This window comes from Thioalkalivibrio sp. ALJ24, assembly GCF_000377785.1.
Classification (GTDB): Bacteria; Pseudomonadota; Gammaproteobacteria; order Ectothiorhodospirales; family Ectothiorhodospiraceae; genus Thioalkalivibrio.
On sequence record NZ_KB898725.1, the window covers coordinates 62,290 to 81,190 of the forward strand.

Genomic DNA, 18,901 nt, shown 5'->3' on the forward strand with positions numbered 1-18,901 from the left:
CAAGCAACCACCACGGCGGGGCCGGCAGCAGTCGGCCCCCTGCGCGGGCCGCCTCATGAACCAAGCCGATCACAACGACCGTTTCCTGCCACAGGACAAGGAACTGCGCGCCCGGGTGCGCCTGTTCGGAGAACTGCTGGGCAACGTCATCTGGAAACTCGAGGGCCAGGCCGTCTTCGATGCGGTGGAGACCCTGCGCCGCGGCTTTGTCAGCCTGCGCAAGGAGGAAGACCCGGAGCTGCGCCAGCGCCTGATGGACGACATCACGCAGTTCGACACGACCCTGACCGAACGCGTGATCCGCGCCTTCAGCATCTATTTCTCGCTGGTCAACATCGCCGAGGAAGACCTGTTTTATCGCTGGCGCCGCGCCCAGGTCTCCAGCGGCGAGCCGCTCTGGGTGGGCTCCTTCGACCAGGCACTGCGCGAGCTGCACGACGACGGCGTGACCGCGCGGGAACTGGAGGAACTGCTGGGGCAGCTGCGCTATCAGCCGGTGTTCACCGCGCACCCCACCGAGGCCCGGCGACGCACCACCATGGAAAACCAGCGCCGGGTGTTCGAGACCGCCGACCGGCTCAACCAGCCGGGACTGGGTGACGAGGAACGCCGCCTGATCACCGAGGAACTGGAGAGCCAGATCCAGATCCTGTGGCGCACCAACGAGGTGCGGGTAAGAAAGCCGGAGGTCCAGGACGAGATCAAGTACGGCCTGTTCTATTTCGAGGAGAGCCTGTTCGAGGCGGTGCCCCAGAGCTACCGTTTTCTGGAGAAGGCGATCCGCCGCACCTACGGGGTCAACCCGGACGGTTCGCTGCCGGTCGAGATCCCGGCATTCCTGCATTTCGGCTCGTGGATCGGCGGCGACCGTGACGGCAACCCCAACGTGACCCCGGAGGTCACTGCACTGGCCTCCCGGCTGGCGATGGAACAGGTGCTGCGCGAGTACATCAAGCGGGTCAACAAGCTGCGCAACGTACTCACCCACTCCTCCTACATGTGCCAGCCGTCGGCGGAATTCCTCGCCAGCCTGGAAGCCGACGCCACCATCTCCAACGCGGTGTTCCACGGGGCCTCCGACCGCTTCGAGACCGAGCCCTACCGGCGCAAGCTCTACATCATGCGCTATCGCCTGCGCGAGACCCTGGACACGGTGAGCCGACGGGTCCGGGGCGAGGCCGCCGTGCTGCCGACCAACAGCGCCTACGCCAGCCCGGAGTCGTTCCTCCACGACCTGAAGCTGATCCGGGACTCCCTGATCAGCCATGGCGACCGCAACATCGCCAGCGGCGCGCTCACCGACCTGATCCGCCTGGTCGAGACCTTCGGCTTCCACCTGCACCATCTGGACGTGCGCCAGGAATCCACGGTGCACACCGAGGCGGTCGCCGAGATCCTGCACACCATGGATCCCGAACTGGATTACAGGGCCATGGACGAGACGGCCCGCCAGCAGTGTCTGGCGGAGATGATCGCGCGCGAGGGCGATCTGCCCCGCCCGGACAACCTGAGCAAGGGCACCCGCGAGACCCTGGAGGTGTTCGACGTGATCCGCCGCATGCGCGGCGAGGTCGGCCCGCGCGGCATTGGCACCTATGTGATCTCCATGACCCATGCGGCCTCGCACGTGCTGGAGGTCCTGCTGCTCGGACGCCTGGCCGGACTGGCCGGCGAGGACCCGGAATCCGGACCGTTCTGCCACCTGCGGATCTCGCCGCTGTTCGAGACGATCGAGGACCTGCTGCATGTCGAGGACGTGCTCGAAGGCCTGCTGGGCAACCCGGTGTACGCGCGCATGCTGGCCGCCTCCGGCAACGTCCAGGACGTGATGCTGGGATACTCCGACTCCTGCAAGGACGGCGGCATCCTTGCATCCAGCTGGAACCTTTACGAGGCGCAGAAGAAGATCGTCGGCATTACCGACCGTTACGGCGTGCGCTGCCAGCTGTTCCACGGCCGTGGCGGCACCGTCGGGCGCGGTGGCGGCCCGACCCACGAATCCATCCTTGCCCAGCCCCCGGCCACCGTGCAGGGCGGCATCAAGTTCACCGAGCAGGGCGAGGTGCTGTCGTACAAGTACTCCAACGTCGAAACCGCGGTATACGAGCTGGGCATGGGCGCGACCGGGCTGATGCTCGCCTCGCGCAGCCTGATCCGCCCGCCGCGCTGCGACCGTGACGACTACCGCGAGACCATGGAGGAACTGGCGCGTCTGGGCGAGGAGGCCTACCGCGACCTGATCGACCGCACGTCGGGCACGCTGGACTACTTCTACGAGATCACCCCGGTGCAGGAGATCGGCTACCTCAACATCGGCTCGCGGCCCTCGCACCGGCGCAAGACCGACCGCTCCAAGAGCTCCATCCGCGCGATCCCGTGGGTGTTCGGCTGGGCCCAGTCGCGCCATACCCTGCCGGCCTGGTACGGCATCGGCACCGCACTGGAACGCTGGCGCGGCGACGACCCGGAACGCCTGGAACAGCTGCAGCGCATGTACCAGGAATGGCCCTTTTTCCGCTCGCTGCTGTCCAACTGCCAGATGGCCCTGACCAAGGCCGACATGCGCACCGCCGCCCAGTATGCCCGGCTGTCGCACGACACCGAGCTGGCCGAACGCATCTATGGACGGGTACGCGAGGAGCACACGCGCACGGTCAACGAGGTCCTGCGGGTGGCTCAGCTGGACGGGCTGATGGAAGAAACGCCCCTGCTGGCGCGTTCGCTGCAGCGACGCAATCCCTACCTGGATCCGCTCAACAGCATCCAGATCCATCTGCTGCGCCAGTCGCGGGGGTACGAGGCGGAGAACCACGACGAAAACGACAATCCGTGGATCTCGCCGCTGCTGCGTTCGATCAATGCGATCGCCGCGGGGATGCGCAACACCGGCTGAGTCCGGCACGGGACACGGGCCGTCCGGAAGCCGGGGCGCACGCAGGGCCCCGGGCCGGGAAACGCCTGCTCAGGCGGCCTGGACGGGGATGTCGTGGCCGGTGCGGACGATCACGTTGTCCGCGTCCAGATACACCAGGTCCGGGGTAAACTCGCGCGCCTCGGCCGCGTCCAGCTGGCCATAGGCGCAGATGATCACGCGATCGCCCACCGAGGCCTTGTGCGCGGCGGCACCGTTGACCGAGACCACCCCGGATCCGGCCTCCGCCTCGATGGCGTAGGTGGTGAAACGCTCGCCGTTGTCGACGTTGTAGATCTGGATCTGCTCGAACGGCAGGATCCCGGACGCCTCCAGCAGACGCGTATCAATCGCGCAGGACCCCTCGTACTCGAGTTCACAGTGCGTGACCCGGGCCTTGTGCAGCTTGCCCTTGAGCATGGTGACCAGCATAAGCGTCTTTCCGTTGGCGAACGGTCGTTTCACGGGACCGAGGATTATGCGTGATGCACTCGGGAGCGGCAATGTCCCTGCGCCCCCGCGCGGGAAGTGAACGCCCCGCATCGCTGACCGGGCCGGAGATCAGGGACGCCGGTTGTCGATCAGGCGCACGCTGTCCAGCCAGGCCGCGCCCAGGACCACCAGCTCCTGTTCGCACAGTGGCACGCCGGCCACCGGCTCGGCCAGATCCACCGCCCGCCGGATGGCCACGTATTCGGCATCCAGCCCGGCCTCGCGCAGGCGGTCACAGGCCTCGGCCTCGATCTCGGTGACCCGGTCGGCGGCGCCGCTGCGGTCCCGCCGGCAGACGATGGCGACCTCGTCGAGCACGCGCTTGAGCGCCGGTGCCTGCGCGCGCGACTCCGCCGTGAGCAGGCTGTTGCGCGAGGAACAGGCCAGCCCGTCGGACTCGCGCACGGTCGGCACCGCATCCACCCGCACCGGCATGTCCAGCGAGCCAACCATGCGCTCGATCAGGCGGAACTGCTGGTAGTCCTTCTCTCCGAACAGCGCGATATCCGGACGCACCAGGTTGAGCAGCTTGGTCACCACCGTGGCCACACCGTCGAAATGGCCGGGGCGGAACGCGCCTTCGAGGATCTCCGAGAGCACCGGGACCACCACCTTGACCGGCGGCAGGCCATCGTCCGGGTACATCACCGATTCGTCCGGGCAGAACAGGGCGTCGACGCCGGCATCCGCCAGCCGGCGCGAATCCTCGTCGAGACTGCGCGGGTAGTTCGCGAGATCCTCCTCGCGGTCGAACTGCAGCGGATTGACGAAGATCGAAACCACCACGCGCAAGGCCCGCGCCCGCGCCTCGCGCACCAGAGCCATGTGGCCCTCGTGCAGATGGCCCATGGTGGGTACCAGGGCAATGGTCTCCTGCCCGCCACGGCGCGACCATTCGCGGCGCATCGCCTGGATCTGGGGTCGATCTCGAAGGATTCTCATGGCCGTCCCGAGCCTCGTCTGAACCGGGGTTCGCTACACAAAGGTATGCACGCCGGACTCGGGGAAGCGCCCGTCGCGCACCGCGCCGACATAAGCCCGCACCGCCCCGGCCAGTGACCCGCTCTCGGCGAGAAAATCACGGGCGAAGCGCGGCGGATTCGGGGTCAGGCCGATCACGTCGGCGATCACCAGCACCTGGCCGTCGCAGGCCGGACTGGCTCCGATCCCGATCACCGGCACGTCGGCCGCGCGCGCAACCGCGGTGGCCAGCACCTCGGTCACGCCCTCCAGCAGCAGGGCCTGGGCCCCGGCCCGTTCCAGCCGCCCGGCCAGCGACTCCAGCTCGGCCGCGGCGGCGGCGTCACGGCCCTGCACGCGGTAGCCGCCCATGCGGTGCACCGCCTGCGGGGTCAGCCCCAGGTGGGCGCACACCGGGATGCCGGCGTCCACCAGCCGCTGCACCACCGGGATCTGCGAGGCACCGCATTCGATCTTGATCATCTGCGCCCCGGCCCGCATCAGGGCCCCGGACTGGGCCAGCGCGGTGGCCGGGTCGGCATCCCCCAGGAACGGGAGATCCGCCATGATCAGCGCCTGCCGCGCACCACGGGCCACCGCGGCGGTGTGATAGACCATGTCCTCCAGCGTCACCGGCAGGGTGGTCGCATGTCCCTGTACCACCATGCCCAGCGAATCCCCGACCAGGATCACCTCCACGCCCTGCTCGTCCAGCAGGCGCGCGAAGCCGGCGTCGTACGCGGTCAGGCAGGCGAAGCGCTCGCCGCTGCGCCGGCGTTCGGCCAGGGTGTTGACCGTGATCGCACCCATGCGTGCCCCCTACAGCGTGATCGGCAGCGGGTTGAAGTAGTGCCGCCCGCCCTGGATCGGTTCGAGAAACTGCAGCAGCTGGTCGAAATCGGCGGGATTGTTCACCCAGTCGATCTCGGTCGCATTGACGATCACCAGCGCCGGCCCCTCGAAATGATAGAAGAAATCCGCATAGGCGGCGTTCAGCCGTTCCAGATAGGCGGTTTCGATCCGGCGCTCGTAGGCCCTTCCCCGCTGGCGTATGCGTTCCTGCAGCACGTCCACCGGTGCCTGCAGATAGATCACCAGGTCCGGCCGCGGCAGTCCCGCGCGCAGTCGGCGGAACATCTCGTGGTAGATCTCCAGCTCGTCCGGGGCCAGATTCAGTTCCGCGAACAGCGGATCCTTGTCCATCAGGTAATCGGCCACATGCGCCTGTTCGAACAGCCCCTTCTGCGCCACCGGGGTCAACTGGCGCACGCGCTGCACCAGAAAATACAGCTGGGTAGCCAGCGCGTGCTTGGCCGGATCCTGATAGAACCGGTCCAGGAAAGGATTCTCGTCGGGGGCCTCCTGCAGGAGTTCCGCGCGCAAATGCTCCGCGAGGCGCTGCGCCAGCGAGGACTTGCCCACGCCGATCGGCCCCTCGACCGCGATGAAGTCGAACCCCGCGAGGCTCATGCGCCCGCCCCCGCGCGGGGCGCCACCTCCGTGGCCTCGTCCACCGGCTCCTCGACCGGGATCAGGGCCGCGGGATCGAAGGCCCGTGCCAGCACCTCCAGCGGCCCCCGCCCGGGGATCTCCAGCCCCGGCGCCAGCTCCAGCAGCGGCAGCACGACGAAATCGCGCTCGGCCGCTCCAGGGTGCGGGACCGCTAGCCCCGGCTCATCCAGCTCGCGGTCACCGAACAGCAGCAGATCCAGGTCCAGCAGTCGCGGGCCCCAGCGCTGGCCATCGCGGACCCGCCCGCAGCGTTGCTCGATGGCCTGCAGCGCATGCAGCAGCTCGCGCGGGCTCAGACGGGTCTGCAGACGCGCCACCGCGTTCACGTAATCAGGCTGGTCGGGCGGCCCCATCGGCGGGTTGCGGTACAGCCGCGAGCGCCCGGTCAGCCGGGTGTCGGGCAGCTCGCGAGCCAGGCGGACAAACGCGTCACGAACCTGCGCCACCGGGTCCCCCAGGTTGGCACCGATCCCGATATAGGCGAACACCCCGGCGGCGTGCCCTTCGGCCCCGACGGAGGTCATGCCGCGCCGTCCCCGGCCGCGGCGGCGCCCGAACCGCCGCTGCGCGAGCGCGGCTTGCGCTTGCGGCGCTTGCGCCGCCCGCCCCCGCCGGCCCCGGCCATCTTCCGCTGTCCGGCCTCGTCCTGTTCCTGCAGCTCCGTCCACCAGCGGCAGATCTCCGCATCGGCATCGCCGACCTTCGCCCGCAGGCAGTAGAAGTCGTAGCCGGCGCGAAACCGCGGATGCGTCAGGAGCTTCAGGGCGCGTGCCCCGGAATGGGTCTCGAGGCGGTTCTGCATCTCCCAGATCTCGCGGATCACCAGCACGAAGCGCCGGGGTATGGTGATGGTCTCGGCCTGTTCGTCGAGGATCTGCGACATCGCCTGGTCCCAGGCCGGCGCCGGGTTCTCGCCGTCCTCGATGCGCGCGGCGGCCTCCCATCGCAGCGGGGCCCACATCAGCGCGGCATACAGAAAGGCGGGATGCACGCCCTGATCCTCGGCCAGGCGCTTGTCGGTGTTGCGCAGCGCCTCGACCAGAAAGGCGCGCTGACTGATCCCGGCCTCGGGGTCATCGGGGTCGTCGAAGGCCTCGGCGGTGGACGGGAACATCGCCTCGAACAGGCCGAAACGCTCGAGCTCGTCGAGGCAGGTGACCGCCTCGCCGCTGTGGAACAGCTTGATCACCTCGTCGAACAGGCGCGCCGGTGCGACCTCCTGCATCAGCGGCGCCAGACGGTGCATCGCCTCGTCCACCGCCGGGTCGATGCGCAGACCCAGCTTGGCGGAAAAACGCACCGCTCGCAGCATGCGCACCGGGTCCTCGCGCAGCCGGGTCTCGGGATCGTCGCCGATCAGGCGCAGCACGCCCGCGCGCAGGTCCTCGACGCCGCCGGTGTAGTCCAGCACCGTGAAGTCGTTGATGTCGTAGTACAGCGCGTTGATGCTGAAATCGCGCCGCAGGGCGTCCTGCTCGATGTTGCCGTAGCGATTGTCGCGCAGGATGCGCCCGTCATCGCTGAGGGCCACATCGCCGTCGTCGTCATCGTCGCCGCCGGCGTCGTGCGGGGCGCGGAAGGTCGCGACCTCGATTACCTCGCGGCCGAACAGCACGTGCGCCAGGCGGAAGCGCCGGCCGATCAGACGGCAGTTGCGAAACTCCCCGCGGACCTCCTCGGGGGTGGCGTCGGTGGCCACGTCGAAGTCCTTGGGTTCGCGGCCCAGCAGCAGGTCACGCACGCCACCGCCGACCAGACAGGCGCGATAGCCCGCATCGCGCAGGCGGTAGAGCACCTTGAGGGCGTTGTTGTCGATCGCGCCGCGCGAGATGCCGTGCTCCTCGCGGGCATAGACGCGGGGTACCACGTGCCCGCCGCCGGGGTGCGGGGCATCATCGTCGGGGCGGGTTGCGGCCGGGGCCGGGCTTTCGTTCTCTGAGCGGGTCACACGGGGCCGTCACAATGGCTTCGGGCGCGTATCTTAACAGCTAATGTGCCCGTGTTCTCACCGGCGCCACCTCTCCGGTGAGGCGATAGCGCAGATAATCATCCACGATGCGACGGTGATCGAAGGCCAGCGCCAGCCCCGGATCGCCCGGATCCAGCCACGCACAGTCGCGGGCATCATCGGCGGCATGGGCATGCCCCTCGCCCTGGGCGACGTAGACCACGCTGACGGTGTGCCCGCGGGGGTCGCGATCCGGCGCGGAATACACCCCCAGCAGGGCCTGCAGCTCTACCCGCAGACCGGTCTCCTCGCGCGCCTCGCGCACCGCCGCGTGTTCCGCGCTCTCGCCGAGGTCGACGAACCCCCCGGGCAGGGCCCAGCCATGCGGGGGATTGTGGCGTTCGATCACCAGGATGCGACCGGGTTCGGCGGCGTGCCGGATGACCAGATCCACCGCGAGGGCAGGGGTACGCGGGCGTCGGTCACTCATCGGTTCCTCCCTGATCCTGGCGCACGAACCGCCGGATCTTGCGCCGCTGGCGCTTGTCCGGCCGCCCGGCAGGCGCCGGCCCCTGCGCCGCGCGCTCGGCGCGCCGCCGGTCGGCCTCCTGTTCACGCCACTCCCGGCTCTGCGGGGTTTCGGCATACAGCTGTTCGGCCTCGGGGGCCGGCCGCCGGCGGTCATCCAGCGCTACCACGTCCACCTCCATGGACCAGCTCCCCTTGTGCACACGGACACGATCCCCGGGATGCAGCTTGCGCGCCGGTTTGCAGCGCTCGCCGTTCACGTGCACCTTGCCGCCGGCGACCGCCTCGGTCGCCAGCGCGCGGGTCTTGAAGAAGCGCGCCGCCCACAGCCATTTGTCGAGTCGCAGGCTACCGCCATCGGCGACCGCGGCGGAGGACTTTCTCATGCCCTCTCCCGCGGGGTTTTGCCGGCGACGCCGAACGGCGAGAATGCCGCCTTTATCCACGCCTTGCTACGGAGGAGGAACCGGCCGCCCGCGCGCCGCCGGCCCATGCCATGGACTTTCCGCATCTGCACCTGGTCAGCTTTGCCATTTGTCCTTTTGTTCAGCGTAGCCTGATCACGCTGAATTACAAGGAAGCGCCGTACGAACTCACCCGCATCGATCTGGCCGACCCGCCGGACTGGTTCCGCGAGCGCTCGCCGCTCGGCAAGGTGCCGATCCTGATCGTGAACGGGGACACGGTGCTGTTCGAGTCGGCGGTGATCAACGAGTACATCGACGCGATCACCCCGCCCGAACGGCTGCCGGCGGATCCGCTGGAGCGGGCCCGTGCCCGGGCCTGGATCGAGTACCTCTCGGAGCAGACCTTCGCCCAGTATCGCTGGATGACCGCGGCCGACGACGACACAGTCGAGATGACCGCACATGAAGCCGCCCGCGGCCTGCAGCGCCTGGAGCGGCAGATGGCGACGGACCACACGCTCGCCGCCGCGGATTTCTCGCTGGTGGACGCCACCCTCGCCCCGCTGCTGATGCGCTACGCCCTGCTGGCGCAGGCCGACCCCGCTCTCGACGACAGTCCGTGGGATCCGCAGGAATTCCCGGCGCTGGCGGCACGCTGGGCGTGGCTGGAGAGCATGGACGCGGTTCGCGACTCGGTGCCCGCGGACTTCGCCGACCGCCTGGCGACCTATCTCGATAACCAGCCGGGCAACCATCCGGGCCAGCTCGCCGCGCGGCTGCGCCGGGACTGAGCGAAGAGGGCTGCCTCAGCCGGCGCCCGGTGCGGGCGAGCCTTCCTCACCGGGCGGCCAGACCCCGGTCGGCAGGTAGTGCCCGAGGAACACCTCGGGCATCCAGTACATCCACACGATGCGCGTCCCGTGGTCGGTGGCCGCGGACACCAGTGCGCGGCGATACATGCCCCGCCCGTCGGGCCGGAAATCCTCCAGGGCATCCACCGGCGGCAGGCTCCGGCGCGGCTCCGGCAGGCGGATGATCTCGCCGTACACCCGTTCACGCGCCAGCTCGGGTCCGCCCGGCGCCGGCGGCAAGCAGGCCCGCTGCAGCGCCGCATCGACCTCCGGATCCCCCGACGCCCGGGCGAGGATCGCGGACGCCGGGATGACCGCGCCGGGATAGCCCCGCGGCAGGTCGTACAGCCGTCCCGGCACGCTCGCCGGGGTAATCTCCAGGGCCTGCGAGCAGAAGGCCCGATGGTTGCCGTGCCCGCGCTTGAGCGTGCCGTAGACGAACAGGTCGACGTAGCTCACCGCTTCTCCTGCTCGCCGTCCTCGCGCCCCCCGCCCCAGGGCGCTTCCTGCCCGGGGTCCGAATCCGGCTCCACCGGCTGCAGCAGGCGCGCCGCCAGCGGGATCTCGCCCGGCCAGTCGACCACGTAATCCAGCACCGGCAGGTCCGGGGCATCGCATTCGCGCAGGACCCGCCCGGCCACCGACACCCCGGCGCGGCGTACGCTGTCGGGATCACCGGTCAGCAGCGGATGCCAGGTGGGCAGCGGCTGGCCCGCATGGCGCAGCCGATAGGCACAGGTGGGCGGCAGCCAGTCGTATTGCGCCACCTTATCCAGAGTCAGCTGCAGACAGTCCGGCACGGACTCGCGACGCCGGGCATAGTCGGAGCAATAGCCGGTGTCGCAGTCGAGCAGGTCGCAGGCCAGCCAGGTGTGGGCCAGTTCGCCGGTATCCTCGTCCTCGAACTTGTGCAGGCAGCAGCGCCCGCAGCCGTCGCAAAGGGCCTCCCATTCGGCGGCGTCCAGGGTCTCCAGCGGGCGCTCGTAAAACGGCCGGTCGTCGCTCACGGCGTCTCCGCCTGATGGTCCTCTTCGCCCAGCCGCCGGCGACCCTCGTCACGCAGGCGCTCCTCGACCCGGCTCCAGCGCTCCTGCGTGGTGTAGTGCATGGTGGGCCGGCCGCGGTCGGGCAGCAGCACCGCCACGCCCTGGTCGGGATACAGCCAGTAGGCGTGGTCGCTGTCGATCTGCATGCGTTCGGCCGGCTCGCCGAAGTGCCGTTGCAGGAGATCGGCGTCCCAGCGGGCACGGGGCACGTAGCTCATCTCCACCACCGGGACATTGCCCAGCGAGGCCAGGGTATCGTCGTCCAGACCGTAACGCCGGGCACCCGAGGGCATCGGCCGCTCGGAGGAGACCCCCTCCTCGATGCGGTCCAGGTCGGCCTCGTCGAGGTCCGGACGCAGAATCAGGTTGGTCTCGAACGGCTCGATGCGGGCGTTCACGTAGTACGCCTCCACCGAGCGGGTCCCGTCCGGATCACGGAACATGCGGATATCCGGAACCGGGAGGCGCCCCATCAGATCCGCCATGGTGGTCTCGCCCAGGGTGATCCCCAGCACCCGGGTGCGGCGTTCGTCCACCACGTTCACCTGCCACGGCAGGTTCTCGAACTGCCGCGACTGCTGCTCACCCGTCTGCAGGTAGACAAACATGGCCAGGGCCAGGATGCCCGCGAGGGCCACAGCCCCGATGATCCAGCGTACGTTCATTCTGCCCGTTGCTCCCGGGGGACATTCCCCCGCACGAAAATCCGGCCTGCACGAAAACCGGCGCGGATCGCTATACTGGGCCGCTTTCCAACCACCCGGCGCCCCGCGCCCGATCGCGAATGATCTCACGTTTGTCCGCCTGGATCACGGCTCGCTCGGTCCCGTCTGCCGGCATCGGCCGTACCGTCATCATCGCCCCGCGGCGCGAACTCGAAGCGGCCGGCGAGTGGCTGTCCGAGCTGCAGCAGGCCATCGGCCCGTTGCTGCTGGGCGTCAGCGATGCTGCTCGCGACGCGGAGGCGCGCATCCCCGGTTTGCCGGACGACCTGCCGGCGCTGGCGCTGTCCGGCGAACTCGCCCCCGCCCGCCTGTCGCGTCTGCGACCGCGGGCACTGGTGCTGCTGGGTCCCTGCGAGCTGACGGGCACGGCCCTGAACGGACCGCGCGTGCCGGTGGCCTGGGTCAACGCCACCGGCCCCGCTCCGGAGGGCGTCACGTTCGCCACCGTGCTGGCCGCCCGCGACGGGTCCGCACCCGCGGAGCTGGATGCCGAGACCGTCGGCGACCCGGTCGCCGGGCCGGTGGAACTTCCGGAAATCGAGACGCCGGACCACGACTTCTGCGAGCGGTTCGACGAGTACCGACAGCGCGGGCACCCGATCCTGCTGGCGCCGAACACCGGCCCCGGAGAAGAGGCCTTCGCCTTTGCGGTGCTGTTCGCCGTGCTGCGCAGGACCGCCGCGCTGCTCCTGCTGGCACCGGCCGACCCGGATCGCCATGAGCCGGTGTATCGCGACGCGATCAAGTACTCGCTGCCGATCGTGCGCCACAACCGGTTCATGACCTCGTTCGTCCCGCGCAAGAACCGGGTGTATTACATCGAGGATCCGCAGACCCTGGAGATGGCGTATGCCTGCGCCGATGTCACCCTGCCCGGCGGCACCCTCGCGGCCACCGGCACCCCGCCGGACCTCGCCCGGCCGCTGGCCAGCGGGAGCGCGATCGTGACCGGACCGGCCGCCAGCGGCGAGTCCGCGCAGACCGAGGCCCGCCTGCGCCGGGCGGCGGAGGTCACCGGTCTGATCCGCCGGGGCGAGGACCCGGAGGCCGTGGCGGCCGCCATCCTCGCGACCGTGAAGGCCGGATCCGTCACCGACCCGGACACCCCGGCCGACCGGCTCTCCGCGTGGCAGCAGCGCCAGGCCGAAGCCCGCGACCGGGTGGCCGCGCATCTGCGCAAGGCCCTCGACATTTCCGGGCCGGAAGAGGCCCTTTAGCATATTGCCGGGGGTCTGGTCTATACTTCCAACCAAGGGCAATCTGGACCACACCATGATCGAAGGCAGCAGCAATGCCCTGCAGGGCATCCAGAAGGGCGTGACGCAGATGCGTCAGCAGGCCCACACGGTGGCCACCGAGAACGCGGGCAGCCGCGAGAGCAACACCGCAATGGTGGAGATGACCGCCAGCCAGCGGCATGTGGAGGCCAACGTGAAGACCCTGCAGGCCGAGGATCGCATGGTCGGGAGCCTGCTCGACGTTCGTGCCTGATGCGTTCGGAGGACTGTTACTCGGATGGAAGCACCGCTCACCAATCCGGCACCGCCGACCGTCCCGGCCTCGCGGCCGAGCGGGTCGGATCGTCTGGGTCTGGGCCAGCTGTCCGCTCCCTCCGAATCCGATCGTCCGCTGAATGACCCCGAGGCGGGTGCCGCGCGCCGCCCGATCGAGGAAAACTCCGAGCAGCAACGCAACCGCAACGGTGACGAGGGCGAACCCCGCAGCGATCTGCTGCCACCGCGCAGCGACCGCGAACTCGCCGGTCAGGCCCGCCTGGCGGCCGAGATCGACGCCTTTCAGACCCGTGCCGAAGGCGAGGATCGCGAAGAAGATCGTATCGCCGATGGCGCCCCCGTCGAAGGGTCCGACCTGGAGGCCCTGCGCCGGCGCGTGGAACTGGCCTTCAGCTTTGCCGGCCCGGCGGAAGAACCGCGCCGCGAACTGAATATCGTGGTCTGAACGCCGCCGCGCAAGCGCGGGGGTTCAGGCGTCCCCCCGGCGCCCCTGTCGCCAATACTCCGCCAGCCACTCCCGCGCACGCTCTCCCGCATGCAGGCGCTCATCGGGGTTGAGTTCGCGCGCCACGCGCTCGCGATGACGCGCGGCACTGGCGACGCCCATCTCCGCCGCGATCGCATACCACTTGAACGCGGAGACATCCGAGCGCTCCACGCCCTCGCCCATCGCAAACAGCCGCCCCAGATTGGCCGCCCCGCGCCCCTCGCCGGCCTCGGCCGCCAGCAGATACCACTGCGCGGCCTGTTCCGCATCCTGCGGCAGCCCCCGCCCCTCGTCGAACTTCAGCCCGAGGTTGAACATCGCCTGCGCGTTGCCACCCTGCGCGGCGGCATGGAACCAGCGCGCCGCCTCGTTCGGGCTGGTCGGAATGCCGTCGCCCTGTTCGCACAGCACCGCCAGATTGAACGCGGCATCGGGCCAACCGGCTTCGGCCGCCTGCCGGTACCAGGCCGCGGCGCGGGCCGGGTTGCGGGGCAGATGCTCGCCCTCGTCCAGCAGTACACCCAGGTTGTAGGCAGCGAGGGGCTCGCCGGCCGTAGCGGCCTGCTGCCAGCGATCGACGGCCCGGGCCACGTCGCCCGCCTGCCAGGCCTCGCGCGCCTGGCCCATCAGGTCTCGTGGATCGGCGAATGCGCTCATGGATCAACCTGTCGGGAAAATATTCGACGGACTGTAACGCCCGCTCCACGGAGCGTCGATGTCCCCCACGACGGCCGGGCACGATATCCATAGAACGTGATACACGTCACAGTTTTTTCGGAGACCCCGGTTGCAACGGGGTCAGGGTGGCCCGCTTCAGGAACTCACCCCGGGGGATGGGGAGACACAGGAATGACGGGACCCTGTCCCTGATTTTTCCCTTGTCCCAATGAGGAGGACCTCAATGAAACGTTCTACGAAACTGCTGGCGGCCACCGCCATCGCGCCCTTTGCCCTGCTGATCGCCGGCTGCGGCGGTGACGACATGGGCATGGACGAGTTCGAAGAACAGCAGATGGAAGAAGGCGCGCCGCCGGCCGAGGACGGTATGGAAGGCGGCATGCAGGAAGGCGCCCCGCCCGAAGGTGACATGGGCGGCGACATGGGCGGTGAAGGCATGCAGGAAGGCGCCCCGCCGGAAGGTGACATGGGGGGCGACATGGACGGTGATGAAGGCGGCGAACCGCAGTTCTGATCTCCCGTCACGATGACGCCATCGAAGACCCGGTCGGGCATCCGCCCCGACCGGGTCTTTTTTATGCCTGCCGCCCGAATCAGAACCGGGCGTTCAACGACACCGACAGGCGCCGCGGCTCGTAGATATTGTTGTAGACGTTGCTGTAGGTCATCTCGCCGGTGTCCTCTCTCTCATAGGGCCGGTAATCGCGGAAATCCTTGTCGAACAGGTTGTGGATGGTCGCGTTGAGGGTCACGTTGTCGGACACCTGCCAGGCCGCGCCCAGATTCACCAGGGTAAAGCCGTGGAAATCGCCGAGGGCGTCATACGCGCCCTGGGCACTGCCGCCATCCTGCGGCTCGTGGTAATTGCGCGGACGGAAGGCGCTGCTGCGATATTCAAGCTCGGTAAACGCCCCGACCTCCGGGGTGGCCTGCCAGTCCAGCCGGGCGTTGAACATGTGCTCGGGCACGCTGGCCAGCGGATCCCCGACCTTGCTGGCGGCAGTCCCGCCCTCCTTCACCTCGCTGTCGGTCCAGGTGTAGTTCGCCGACACCGCCCAGTCCTCGGCCAGGCGATAGCGCCCGGACAGCTCCAGGCCCCGGACGACCGATTCCCCGATGTTCACGTCGATGCCTTCGTTCGCGCCGGTCCCGCGCTCGATCTTGTCCTTCAGCTCATTGTGGAAGAAGGTCGCCTGGGCCGAAAGGTCCTGGCGGTTGTCGTAGGCGACGGTGAACTCGACGTTGGTGCTGCGCTCCGGCTCGAGATCCGGGTTGCCGCGCAGCGGCTCCGAGCCCCCGTCGCCATAGCCGATGACCCCGTCGCTGATCTGCTCGATGTAGGGGGCCCGGAACCCCTGCCCGATGCCACCTTTCAGCGTGACCGTGTCCGTGGCACTGAACACCCCGTACAGCCGGGGCGTGAACTGACTGCTGAAGTTCTCGTTGTCATCAAAGCGCACGCCGCCGGTCAGGGTGAAGCGGTCGGTCATGAACCACTCGTCCTCGGCGAACAGGCTGTACTGCCGGAACGACAGCGAATCCGGCAGGATGCCGTCTTCCAGCTCCGGGCGCAGATACTGGCCGCCGAAGGTCAGTACGTGGTCGCCCGCCCAGGTCACGAGCTGCGTATCCAGGATGGTCGTATCCAGCTGCAGGGTACGCGAGGCGCCCTCGCGGGATTCGTCCGGCACGGCGCCTTCGTTGATGGTCCGCCCGAGGGTCTCCACCCGGTCCTGCGTCAGCGTGGTCTCCCATGTGCCGAAGTCGTAGTCCCCGCGATGCCCCAGGCGCACCTGATCACGCTGGAACTCGAGTTCCCGCGAATAGCCGCGCAGGAAATCATCGCGCGAATCCCCGGTCCCGGTCAGACGCCCCAGCTGGCCACGGGAGTTGTCATAGCTCTGCCGCGTGGTGTCCAGACGCAGGGAAAACTCGTCCCGGGCATTCGGCGTAAACAGCAGGCGACCGCCAAAGGTCTCGACATTCGCGCCGGTCGGATTCTGTCCCATGGTGCGGTTGTCGGTCAGGCTGGGCTCGGTACCGGGGATGTCGATACTGGACGCCGAGCGCTCGTACAGGCGGGTGTAGAGCTGCATGGACAGGCGGTCGTCCACCAGCGGGCCGGACAGGTAGCCCTCCAGCGTGGAATGGCCGCCAAAGTCGGAGTCGGACTGGAAGGTATGCCCCAGCGAGGCCGCTCCTTCCCATTCGTCGCCCGGGTCGCGGGTGATGACATTGACCACGCCGCCGATCGCATCCGAACCGTACAGGGTGGACATCGGGCCGCGGATCACCTCGATGCGCTCGATCGCGGCCACCGGGGGGATGAACACGCTGGAGGCGTCGGTGAAGGCATTCGGCGCCACCGTGCCGGAGACGTTCTGGCGCACGCCGTCGATCAGCACCAGGGTGTATTCCTCGGGCAGCCCGCGCAGACTGATGGTCTGATTGCCGGTCTTGCCGCTGCGGGCGTCCAGGGAACGCACGTTCACCCCTTCGACCCCCTCCAGCGCATCCGCGAGGCTGGTGATCTCGCGCCCTTCCAGCTCCTCGCGGGTGACCACGGAGATACTGGCGGGCGCCTGTTCGAGGTCCTGCTCCGCCCCGCCGGCCGTAATCACCACCGGCGACAGCCGTTCCGTGCCGCCGGCCGTCCCGTCCTGCGCATGTACCCCCGTGCTCGCCAGCGCCACGCCGGCCGCCAGCGCCAGCCCCTGTTTGTGCATCATGATTCGTCTCCCTTGTTGTCAGTGATGGCCGTACCGTTCGCCGGCACGGTCGCGGGAGGCTGGCTGGCGTGACCGCCGGGATCGACGGCTCGGGGCTGGCTTGCCTGTTGTTGCTTCGGTGATGGTTACTTGGTCAGGATCAGCTTCCTGCTGGCGGTCACCCGCAGGGTGTAGCACTGCCCTTCGTGGTGGATGTACACCCGATCGGCATCGCACAGCAGTTCGTCGGAGGTCACCTCGCGCGGGCCGCCGGCCGGACTTTCCTTCGCCGGCAGCGGCGCGTCACCGCCCGGGCCCGAAGCCGGCTGATCCGGCTGCTCGCTGGAACTCATGGTGCCTCCCCGGCCGCCCCGGATTTCGCGGGGCGGCCGCATTCGCGATCCCGACGGCTATTCCGTGGAGCCCGTCTGACTCTGTTCGTAATTCTGCAGGCCGATGCGCTCGATCAGCTGCAGCTGGGTCTCCAGCCAGTCGATGTGGTTCTCCTCACTGTCCAGGATCTTCTGGAGCAGATCGCGGGTCCCGTAGTCCCGCACCTGTTCACAGTGGGCGATCGCCTCGCGATAGACCGGCACGCCCTCGTGTTCCAGCGCCAGGTCGGCCTCGAGGATCTCGCGGGTGTTCTCGCCGATGTTCAGCGTGCCCAGGTCCTGGAGGTTGGGCAGCCCGTCCAGGAACAGGATGCGGTTGATCAGCTCGTCCGCATGCTTCATCTCGTCGATCGATTCTTCGTATTCGGCCGCGGCCAGCTTCTCCAGACCCCAGTCCCGGAACATGCGGGAATGGAGGAAATACTGGTTGATGGCCGTCAGTTCGCCCTTGAGTGCCTGGTTGAGGTAACGGATTACTTCCTTATCGCCCTGCATCGCGACTCTCCTTCTGATCGTTTCGCCTGTTGCGGTTCGCACCGCTCGTCCGCGGCCATGCCATTGCACCGGCCGCCCTTCTCAGGATCCGGCGCCGACCCGCTGCGGTTCAAGCAGCCTAAATTGAACGGGAATGCTATAGCGAATGAGAACGGTTTGCAACACTGATTCGAAAGATCGATGTCGCGATGGCCACGACCGGCCCTTCGCTACGCCAACCTTCTCAACGGATGAATGGCTGATCCGCGAGGCTTTCCACCTCAACCCGTTCGCCACAGCCCTCGATCGCGCCGTCCGGACCTTCGCAGGCGGTCACCTCGTTGAGAAGCACGCGTCCGACGTCGCCGCAGGCGGTGTCCGCCATGCGGAAGGCCCGCACCGAGGTCTCGCCCGGGCGCAGCGGGGCCATCTCCACCGCCGTACGCAGCTGGATGATGCCGTCGTCATCGAACACCACCAGATCCAGCTGGAAGGATTCCAGCGACTGATCCATACCGTTTTCCAGCACCAGATGGGCCCGGCAATCGTCGCCGTCGGGCTCCAGCTTGTTCAGCTGCACGCCGATCCCCGCCGGCTCCTCGGCCGACACCCCGCCGGCCAGGGACAGCAGCAACGCCACCGGGCCGACCCCGGCCAGGGTCCTGTTCCACACTTTCATGCCACACTCCTGCGTTGTCGGTCTCAGGACCGCCGATCCTGCCGGATCAGCGGATGGAGAAGTTGACCGGTACCACGATCTCGAACTCGTCCCGGCCGATGGCATCCGGAGCCGGGAACGGATCGGCGCGGTCCACCATCTCTTCCACCGCCCGGTCCAGAAGATCCGACCCGGAACTCTCTTCGATCCGGTAATCGATCACGTTGCCATCGCGGTCGAGCTGCAGCCACACCTCGACGGTACCCTCTTCGCGACGGCGCTGCGCCTGCCTGGGATATCGCTTGTGATCCTCCACCCAGGCCTGCAGCTCCGCCATGTAGTCGGGATCGGCGCCCGGCTGCCCGCCACCCTCGGCATCGTCCGCGGACGGCTGTTCCGCGGTCCCCTCGGCGCCTTCCTCGTCCTCGGCCGCCTCGGCGTCGGTGGCCTCGGGGGCCTCCTCGGTGGCGGCGTGCTCAGTGTCCGTGGGCTCAGGCTCCGGTTTGGGCTCCGGTTTGGGCTCCGGTTTGGGCTCCGGTTTGGGCTCCGGTTCGGGCTCCGGTTCGGGCTCCGGTTCGGGCTCCGGTTCGGGCTCCGGTTCGGGCTCCGG

Annotated in this window: 23 protein-coding genes; 6 read left to right on the plus strand and 17 right to left on the minus strand. The window is 68.5% G+C overall.

Annotation, left to right across the window (positions count from 1 at the left end; all coding sequences use genetic code 11):
• The first annotated feature begins 55 nt into the window (after positions 1–55).
• Complete coding sequence (ppc, locus tag D571_RS0102430) at positions 56–2,893, plus strand: phosphoenolpyruvate carboxylase (RefSeq protein WP_018935088.1); 2,838 nt, start codon at positions 56–58, stop codon at positions 2,891–2,893.
• A 69-nt stretch (positions 2,894–2,962) separates the two neighbouring features.
• Here ppc and panD read toward each other — a convergent pair whose 3' ends face one another.
• From panD to D571_RS0102470, 8 genes are all read right to left on the minus strand, one after another.
• A complete protein-coding gene (panD, locus tag D571_RS0102435; RefSeq protein ID WP_018935089.1) occupies positions 2,963–3,343 on the minus strand; it encodes an aspartate 1-decarboxylase in 381 nt (126 codons plus the stop codon).
• Positions 3,344–3,472: 129 nt separating this feature from the next.
• A complete protein-coding gene (panC, locus tag D571_RS0102440) occupies positions 3,473–4,345 on the minus strand; it encodes a pantoate--beta-alanine ligase (RefSeq protein WP_026287522.1) in 873 nt (290 codons plus the stop codon).
• A gap of 33 nt (positions 4,346–4,378) precedes the next feature.
• A complete protein-coding gene (panB, locus tag D571_RS0102445) occupies positions 4,379–5,173 on the minus strand; it encodes a 3-methyl-2-oxobutanoate hydroxymethyltransferase (protein WP_018935091.1) in 795 nt (264 codons plus the stop codon).
• Between the two features lie 9 nt (positions 5,174–5,182).
• Positions 5,183–5,833, minus strand: a complete 651-nt coding sequence (locus D571_RS0102450; RefSeq protein ID WP_018935092.1) for a deoxynucleoside kinase — start codon at positions 5,831–5,833, stop codon at positions 5,183–5,185.
• Entirely contained in the window at positions 5,830–6,399 is a 570-nt protein-coding gene (gene folK, locus D571_RS0102455) for a 2-amino-4-hydroxy-6-hydroxymethyldihydropteridine diphosphokinase (protein WP_018935093.1), read from the minus strand. The genes D571_RS0102450 and folK overlap by 4 nt, the downstream gene beginning before the upstream one ends.
• The gene (gene pcnB, locus D571_RS0102460) at positions 6,396–7,823 is read right to left on the minus strand and encodes a polynucleotide adenylyltransferase PcnB (protein ID WP_018935094.1); all 1,428 of its coding nucleotides are present in this window, start codon (positions 7,821–7,823) and stop codon (positions 6,396–6,398) included. Before pcnB ends, folK begins: the two co-directional genes overlap by 4 nt.
• Before the next feature lie 40 nt (positions 7,824–7,863).
• Complete coding sequence (locus tag D571_RS0102465; protein WP_018935095.1) at positions 7,864–8,313, minus strand: NUDIX hydrolase; 450 nt, start codon at positions 8,311–8,313, stop codon at positions 7,864–7,866.
• The gene (locus D571_RS0102470) at positions 8,306–8,737 is read right to left on the minus strand and encodes an RNA-binding S4 domain-containing protein (protein WP_018935096.1); all 432 of its coding nucleotides are present in this window, start codon (positions 8,735–8,737) and stop codon (positions 8,306–8,308) included. The genes D571_RS0102465 and D571_RS0102470 overlap by 8 nt, the downstream gene beginning before the upstream one ends.
• A gap of 110 nt (positions 8,738–8,847) precedes the next feature.
• Between D571_RS0102470 and D571_RS0102475 the strand changes: the two genes are divergently transcribed.
• Positions 8,848–9,549 (plus strand): glutathione S-transferase family protein, encoded by a 702-nt coding sequence (locus D571_RS0102475; RefSeq protein ID WP_018935097.1) that lies wholly within the window; start codon positions 8,848–8,850, stop codon positions 9,547–9,549.
• Positions 9,550–9,564: 15 nt separating this feature from the next.
• Here the strand turns inward: D571_RS0102475 and D571_RS13510 are convergent, their stop codons facing one another.
• The 3 genes from D571_RS13510 to D571_RS0102490 are packed head-to-tail and all read right to left on the minus strand — an operon-like array spanning position 9,565 to position 11,320.
• On the minus strand, positions 9,565–10,068 hold the full coding sequence (locus D571_RS13510) for a gamma-glutamylcyclotransferase (RefSeq protein ID WP_018935098.1): 504 nt from the start codon (positions 10,066–10,068) through the stop codon (positions 9,565–9,567).
• Positions 10,065–10,616, minus strand: a complete 552-nt coding sequence (locus tag D571_RS0102485) for a YcgN family cysteine cluster protein (protein ID WP_018935099.1) — start codon at positions 10,614–10,616, stop codon at positions 10,065–10,067. Before D571_RS0102485 ends, D571_RS13510 begins: the two co-directional genes overlap by 4 nt.
• Complete coding sequence (locus tag D571_RS0102490) at positions 10,613–11,320, minus strand: hypothetical protein (RefSeq protein WP_018935100.1); 708 nt, start codon at positions 11,318–11,320, stop codon at positions 10,613–10,615. Before D571_RS0102490 ends, D571_RS0102485 begins: the two co-directional genes overlap by 4 nt.
• Positions 11,321–11,439: 119 nt before the next feature.
• Here D571_RS0102490 and D571_RS0102495 point away from each other — a divergent pair, with 119 nt between their 5' ends.
• From D571_RS0102495 to D571_RS0102505, 3 genes are read left to right on the plus strand one after another with little or no spacing between them, the layout of a single operon-like run.
• Positions 11,440–12,597, plus strand: coding sequence for a hypothetical protein (locus D571_RS0102495; protein ID WP_018935101.1), 1,158 nt, complete (start codon positions 11,440–11,442; stop codon positions 12,595–12,597).
• A 55-nt stretch (positions 12,598–12,652) separates the two neighbouring features.
• Entirely contained in the window at positions 12,653–12,871 is a 219-nt protein-coding gene (locus tag D571_RS0102500; protein WP_018935102.1) for a hypothetical protein, read from the plus strand.
• A gap of 24 nt (positions 12,872–12,895) precedes the next feature.
• Entirely contained in the window at positions 12,896–13,339 is a 444-nt protein-coding gene (locus D571_RS0102505; RefSeq protein ID WP_018935103.1) for a hypothetical protein, read from the plus strand.
• A 24-nt stretch (positions 13,340–13,363) separates the two neighbouring features.
• Here D571_RS0102505 and D571_RS0102510 read toward each other — a convergent pair whose 3' ends face one another.
• On the minus strand, positions 13,364–14,038 hold the full coding sequence (locus tag D571_RS0102510) for a tetratricopeptide repeat protein (protein WP_026287523.1): 675 nt from the start codon (positions 14,036–14,038) through the stop codon (positions 13,364–13,366).
• Positions 14,039–14,282: 244 nt separating this feature from the next.
• Here D571_RS0102510 and D571_RS0102515 point away from each other — a divergent pair, with 244 nt between their 5' ends.
• Entirely contained in the window at positions 14,283–14,573 is a 291-nt protein-coding gene (locus D571_RS0102515; protein WP_018935105.1) for a hypothetical protein, read from the plus strand.
• Between the two features lie 79 nt (positions 14,574–14,652).
• Here the strand turns inward: D571_RS0102515 and D571_RS0102520 are convergent, their stop codons facing one another.
• From D571_RS0102520 to D571_RS14420, 5 genes are all read right to left on the minus strand, one after another.
• Positions 14,653–16,788: a TonB-dependent receptor domain-containing protein gene (locus D571_RS0102520; RefSeq protein WP_018935106.1), complete on the minus strand. Its 2,136-nt coding sequence runs from the start codon at positions 16,786–16,788 to the stop codon at positions 14,653–14,655.
• Between the two features lie 125 nt (positions 16,789–16,913).
• Positions 16,914–17,120, minus strand: a complete 207-nt coding sequence (locus tag D571_RS0102525) for a hemin uptake protein HemP (RefSeq protein ID WP_026287524.1) — start codon at positions 17,118–17,120, stop codon at positions 16,914–16,916.
• A 57-nt stretch (positions 17,121–17,177) separates the two neighbouring features.
• Positions 17,178–17,654 (minus strand): bacterioferritin, encoded by a 477-nt coding sequence (gene bfr / locus D571_RS0102530; RefSeq protein WP_018935108.1) that lies wholly within the window; start codon positions 17,652–17,654, stop codon positions 17,178–17,180.
• Between the two features lie 223 nt (positions 17,655–17,877).
• Positions 17,878–18,312, minus strand: coding sequence for a hypothetical protein (locus tag D571_RS0102535; protein WP_018935109.1), 435 nt, complete (start codon positions 18,310–18,312; stop codon positions 17,878–17,880).
• A gap of 46 nt (positions 18,313–18,358) precedes the next feature.
• On the minus strand, positions 18,359–18,901 hold a 543-nt coding region (locus D571_RS14420), incomplete at its 5' end, for an energy transducer TonB (RefSeq protein ID WP_018935110.1).

Bases quoted from the DNA above. Each gene is read 5' to 3' on its own strand.
- ppc (WP_018935088.1), top strand. From the start codon at position 56: ATGAACCAAGCCGATCACAACGACCGTTTCCTGCCACAGGACAAGGAA.
- panD (WP_018935089.1), bottom strand. From the start codon at position 3,343: ATGCTGGTCACCATGCTCAAGGGCAAGCTGCACAAGGCCCGGGTCACG.
- panC (WP_026287522.1), bottom strand. From the start codon at position 4,345: ATGAGAATCCTTCGAGATCGACCCCAGATCCAGGCGATGCGCCGCGAA.
- panB (WP_018935091.1), bottom strand. From the start codon at position 5,173: ATGGGTGCGATCACGGTCAACACCCTGGCCGAACGCCGGCGCAGCGGC.
- D571_RS0102450 (WP_018935092.1), bottom strand. From the start codon at position 5,833: ATGAGCCTCGCGGGGTTCGACTTCATCGCGGTCGAGGGGCCGATCGGC.
- folK (WP_018935093.1), bottom strand. From the start codon at position 6,399: ATGACCTCCGTCGGGGCCGAAGGGCACGCCGCCGGGGTGTTCGCCTAT.
- D571_RS0102465 (WP_018935095.1), bottom strand. From the start codon at position 8,313: ATGAGTGACCGACGCCCGCGTACCCCTGCCCTCGCGGTGGATCTGGTC.
- D571_RS0102470 (WP_018935096.1), bottom strand. From the start codon at position 8,737: ATGAGAAAGTCCTCCGCCGCGGTCGCCGATGGCGGTAGCCTGCGACTC.
- D571_RS0102475 (WP_018935097.1), top strand. From the start codon at position 8,848: ATGGACTTTCCGCATCTGCACCTGGTCAGCTTTGCCATTTGTCCTTTT.
- D571_RS0102490 (WP_018935100.1), bottom strand. From the start codon at position 11,320: ATGAACGTACGCTGGATCATCGGGGCTGTGGCCCTCGCGGGCATCCTG.
- D571_RS0102495 (WP_018935101.1), top strand. From the start codon at position 11,440: ATGATCTCACGTTTGTCCGCCTGGATCACGGCTCGCTCGGTCCCGTCT.
- D571_RS0102500 (WP_018935102.1), top strand. From the start codon at position 12,653: ATGATCGAAGGCAGCAGCAATGCCCTGCAGGGCATCCAGAAGGGCGTG.
- D571_RS0102505 (WP_018935103.1), top strand. From the start codon at position 12,896: ATGGAAGCACCGCTCACCAATCCGGCACCGCCGACCGTCCCGGCCTCG.
- D571_RS0102510 (WP_026287523.1), bottom strand. From the start codon at position 14,038: ATGAGCGCATTCGCCGATCCACGAGACCTGATGGGCCAGGCGCGCGAG.
- D571_RS0102515 (WP_018935105.1), top strand. From the start codon at position 14,283: ATGAAACGTTCTACGAAACTGCTGGCGGCCACCGCCATCGCGCCCTTT.
- D571_RS0102520 (WP_018935106.1), bottom strand. From the start codon at position 16,788: ATGATGCACAAACAGGGGCTGGCGCTGGCGGCCGGCGTGGCGCTGGCG.
- D571_RS0102525 (WP_026287524.1), bottom strand. From the start codon at position 17,120: ATGAGTTCCAGCGAGCAGCCGGATCAGCCGGCTTCGGGCCCGGGCGGT.
- bfr (WP_018935108.1), bottom strand. From the start codon at position 17,654: ATGCAGGGCGATAAGGAAGTAATCCGTTACCTCAACCAGGCACTCAAG.
- D571_RS0102535 (WP_018935109.1), bottom strand. From the start codon at position 18,312: ATGAAAGTGTGGAACAGGACCCTGGCCGGGGTCGGCCCGGTGGCGTTG.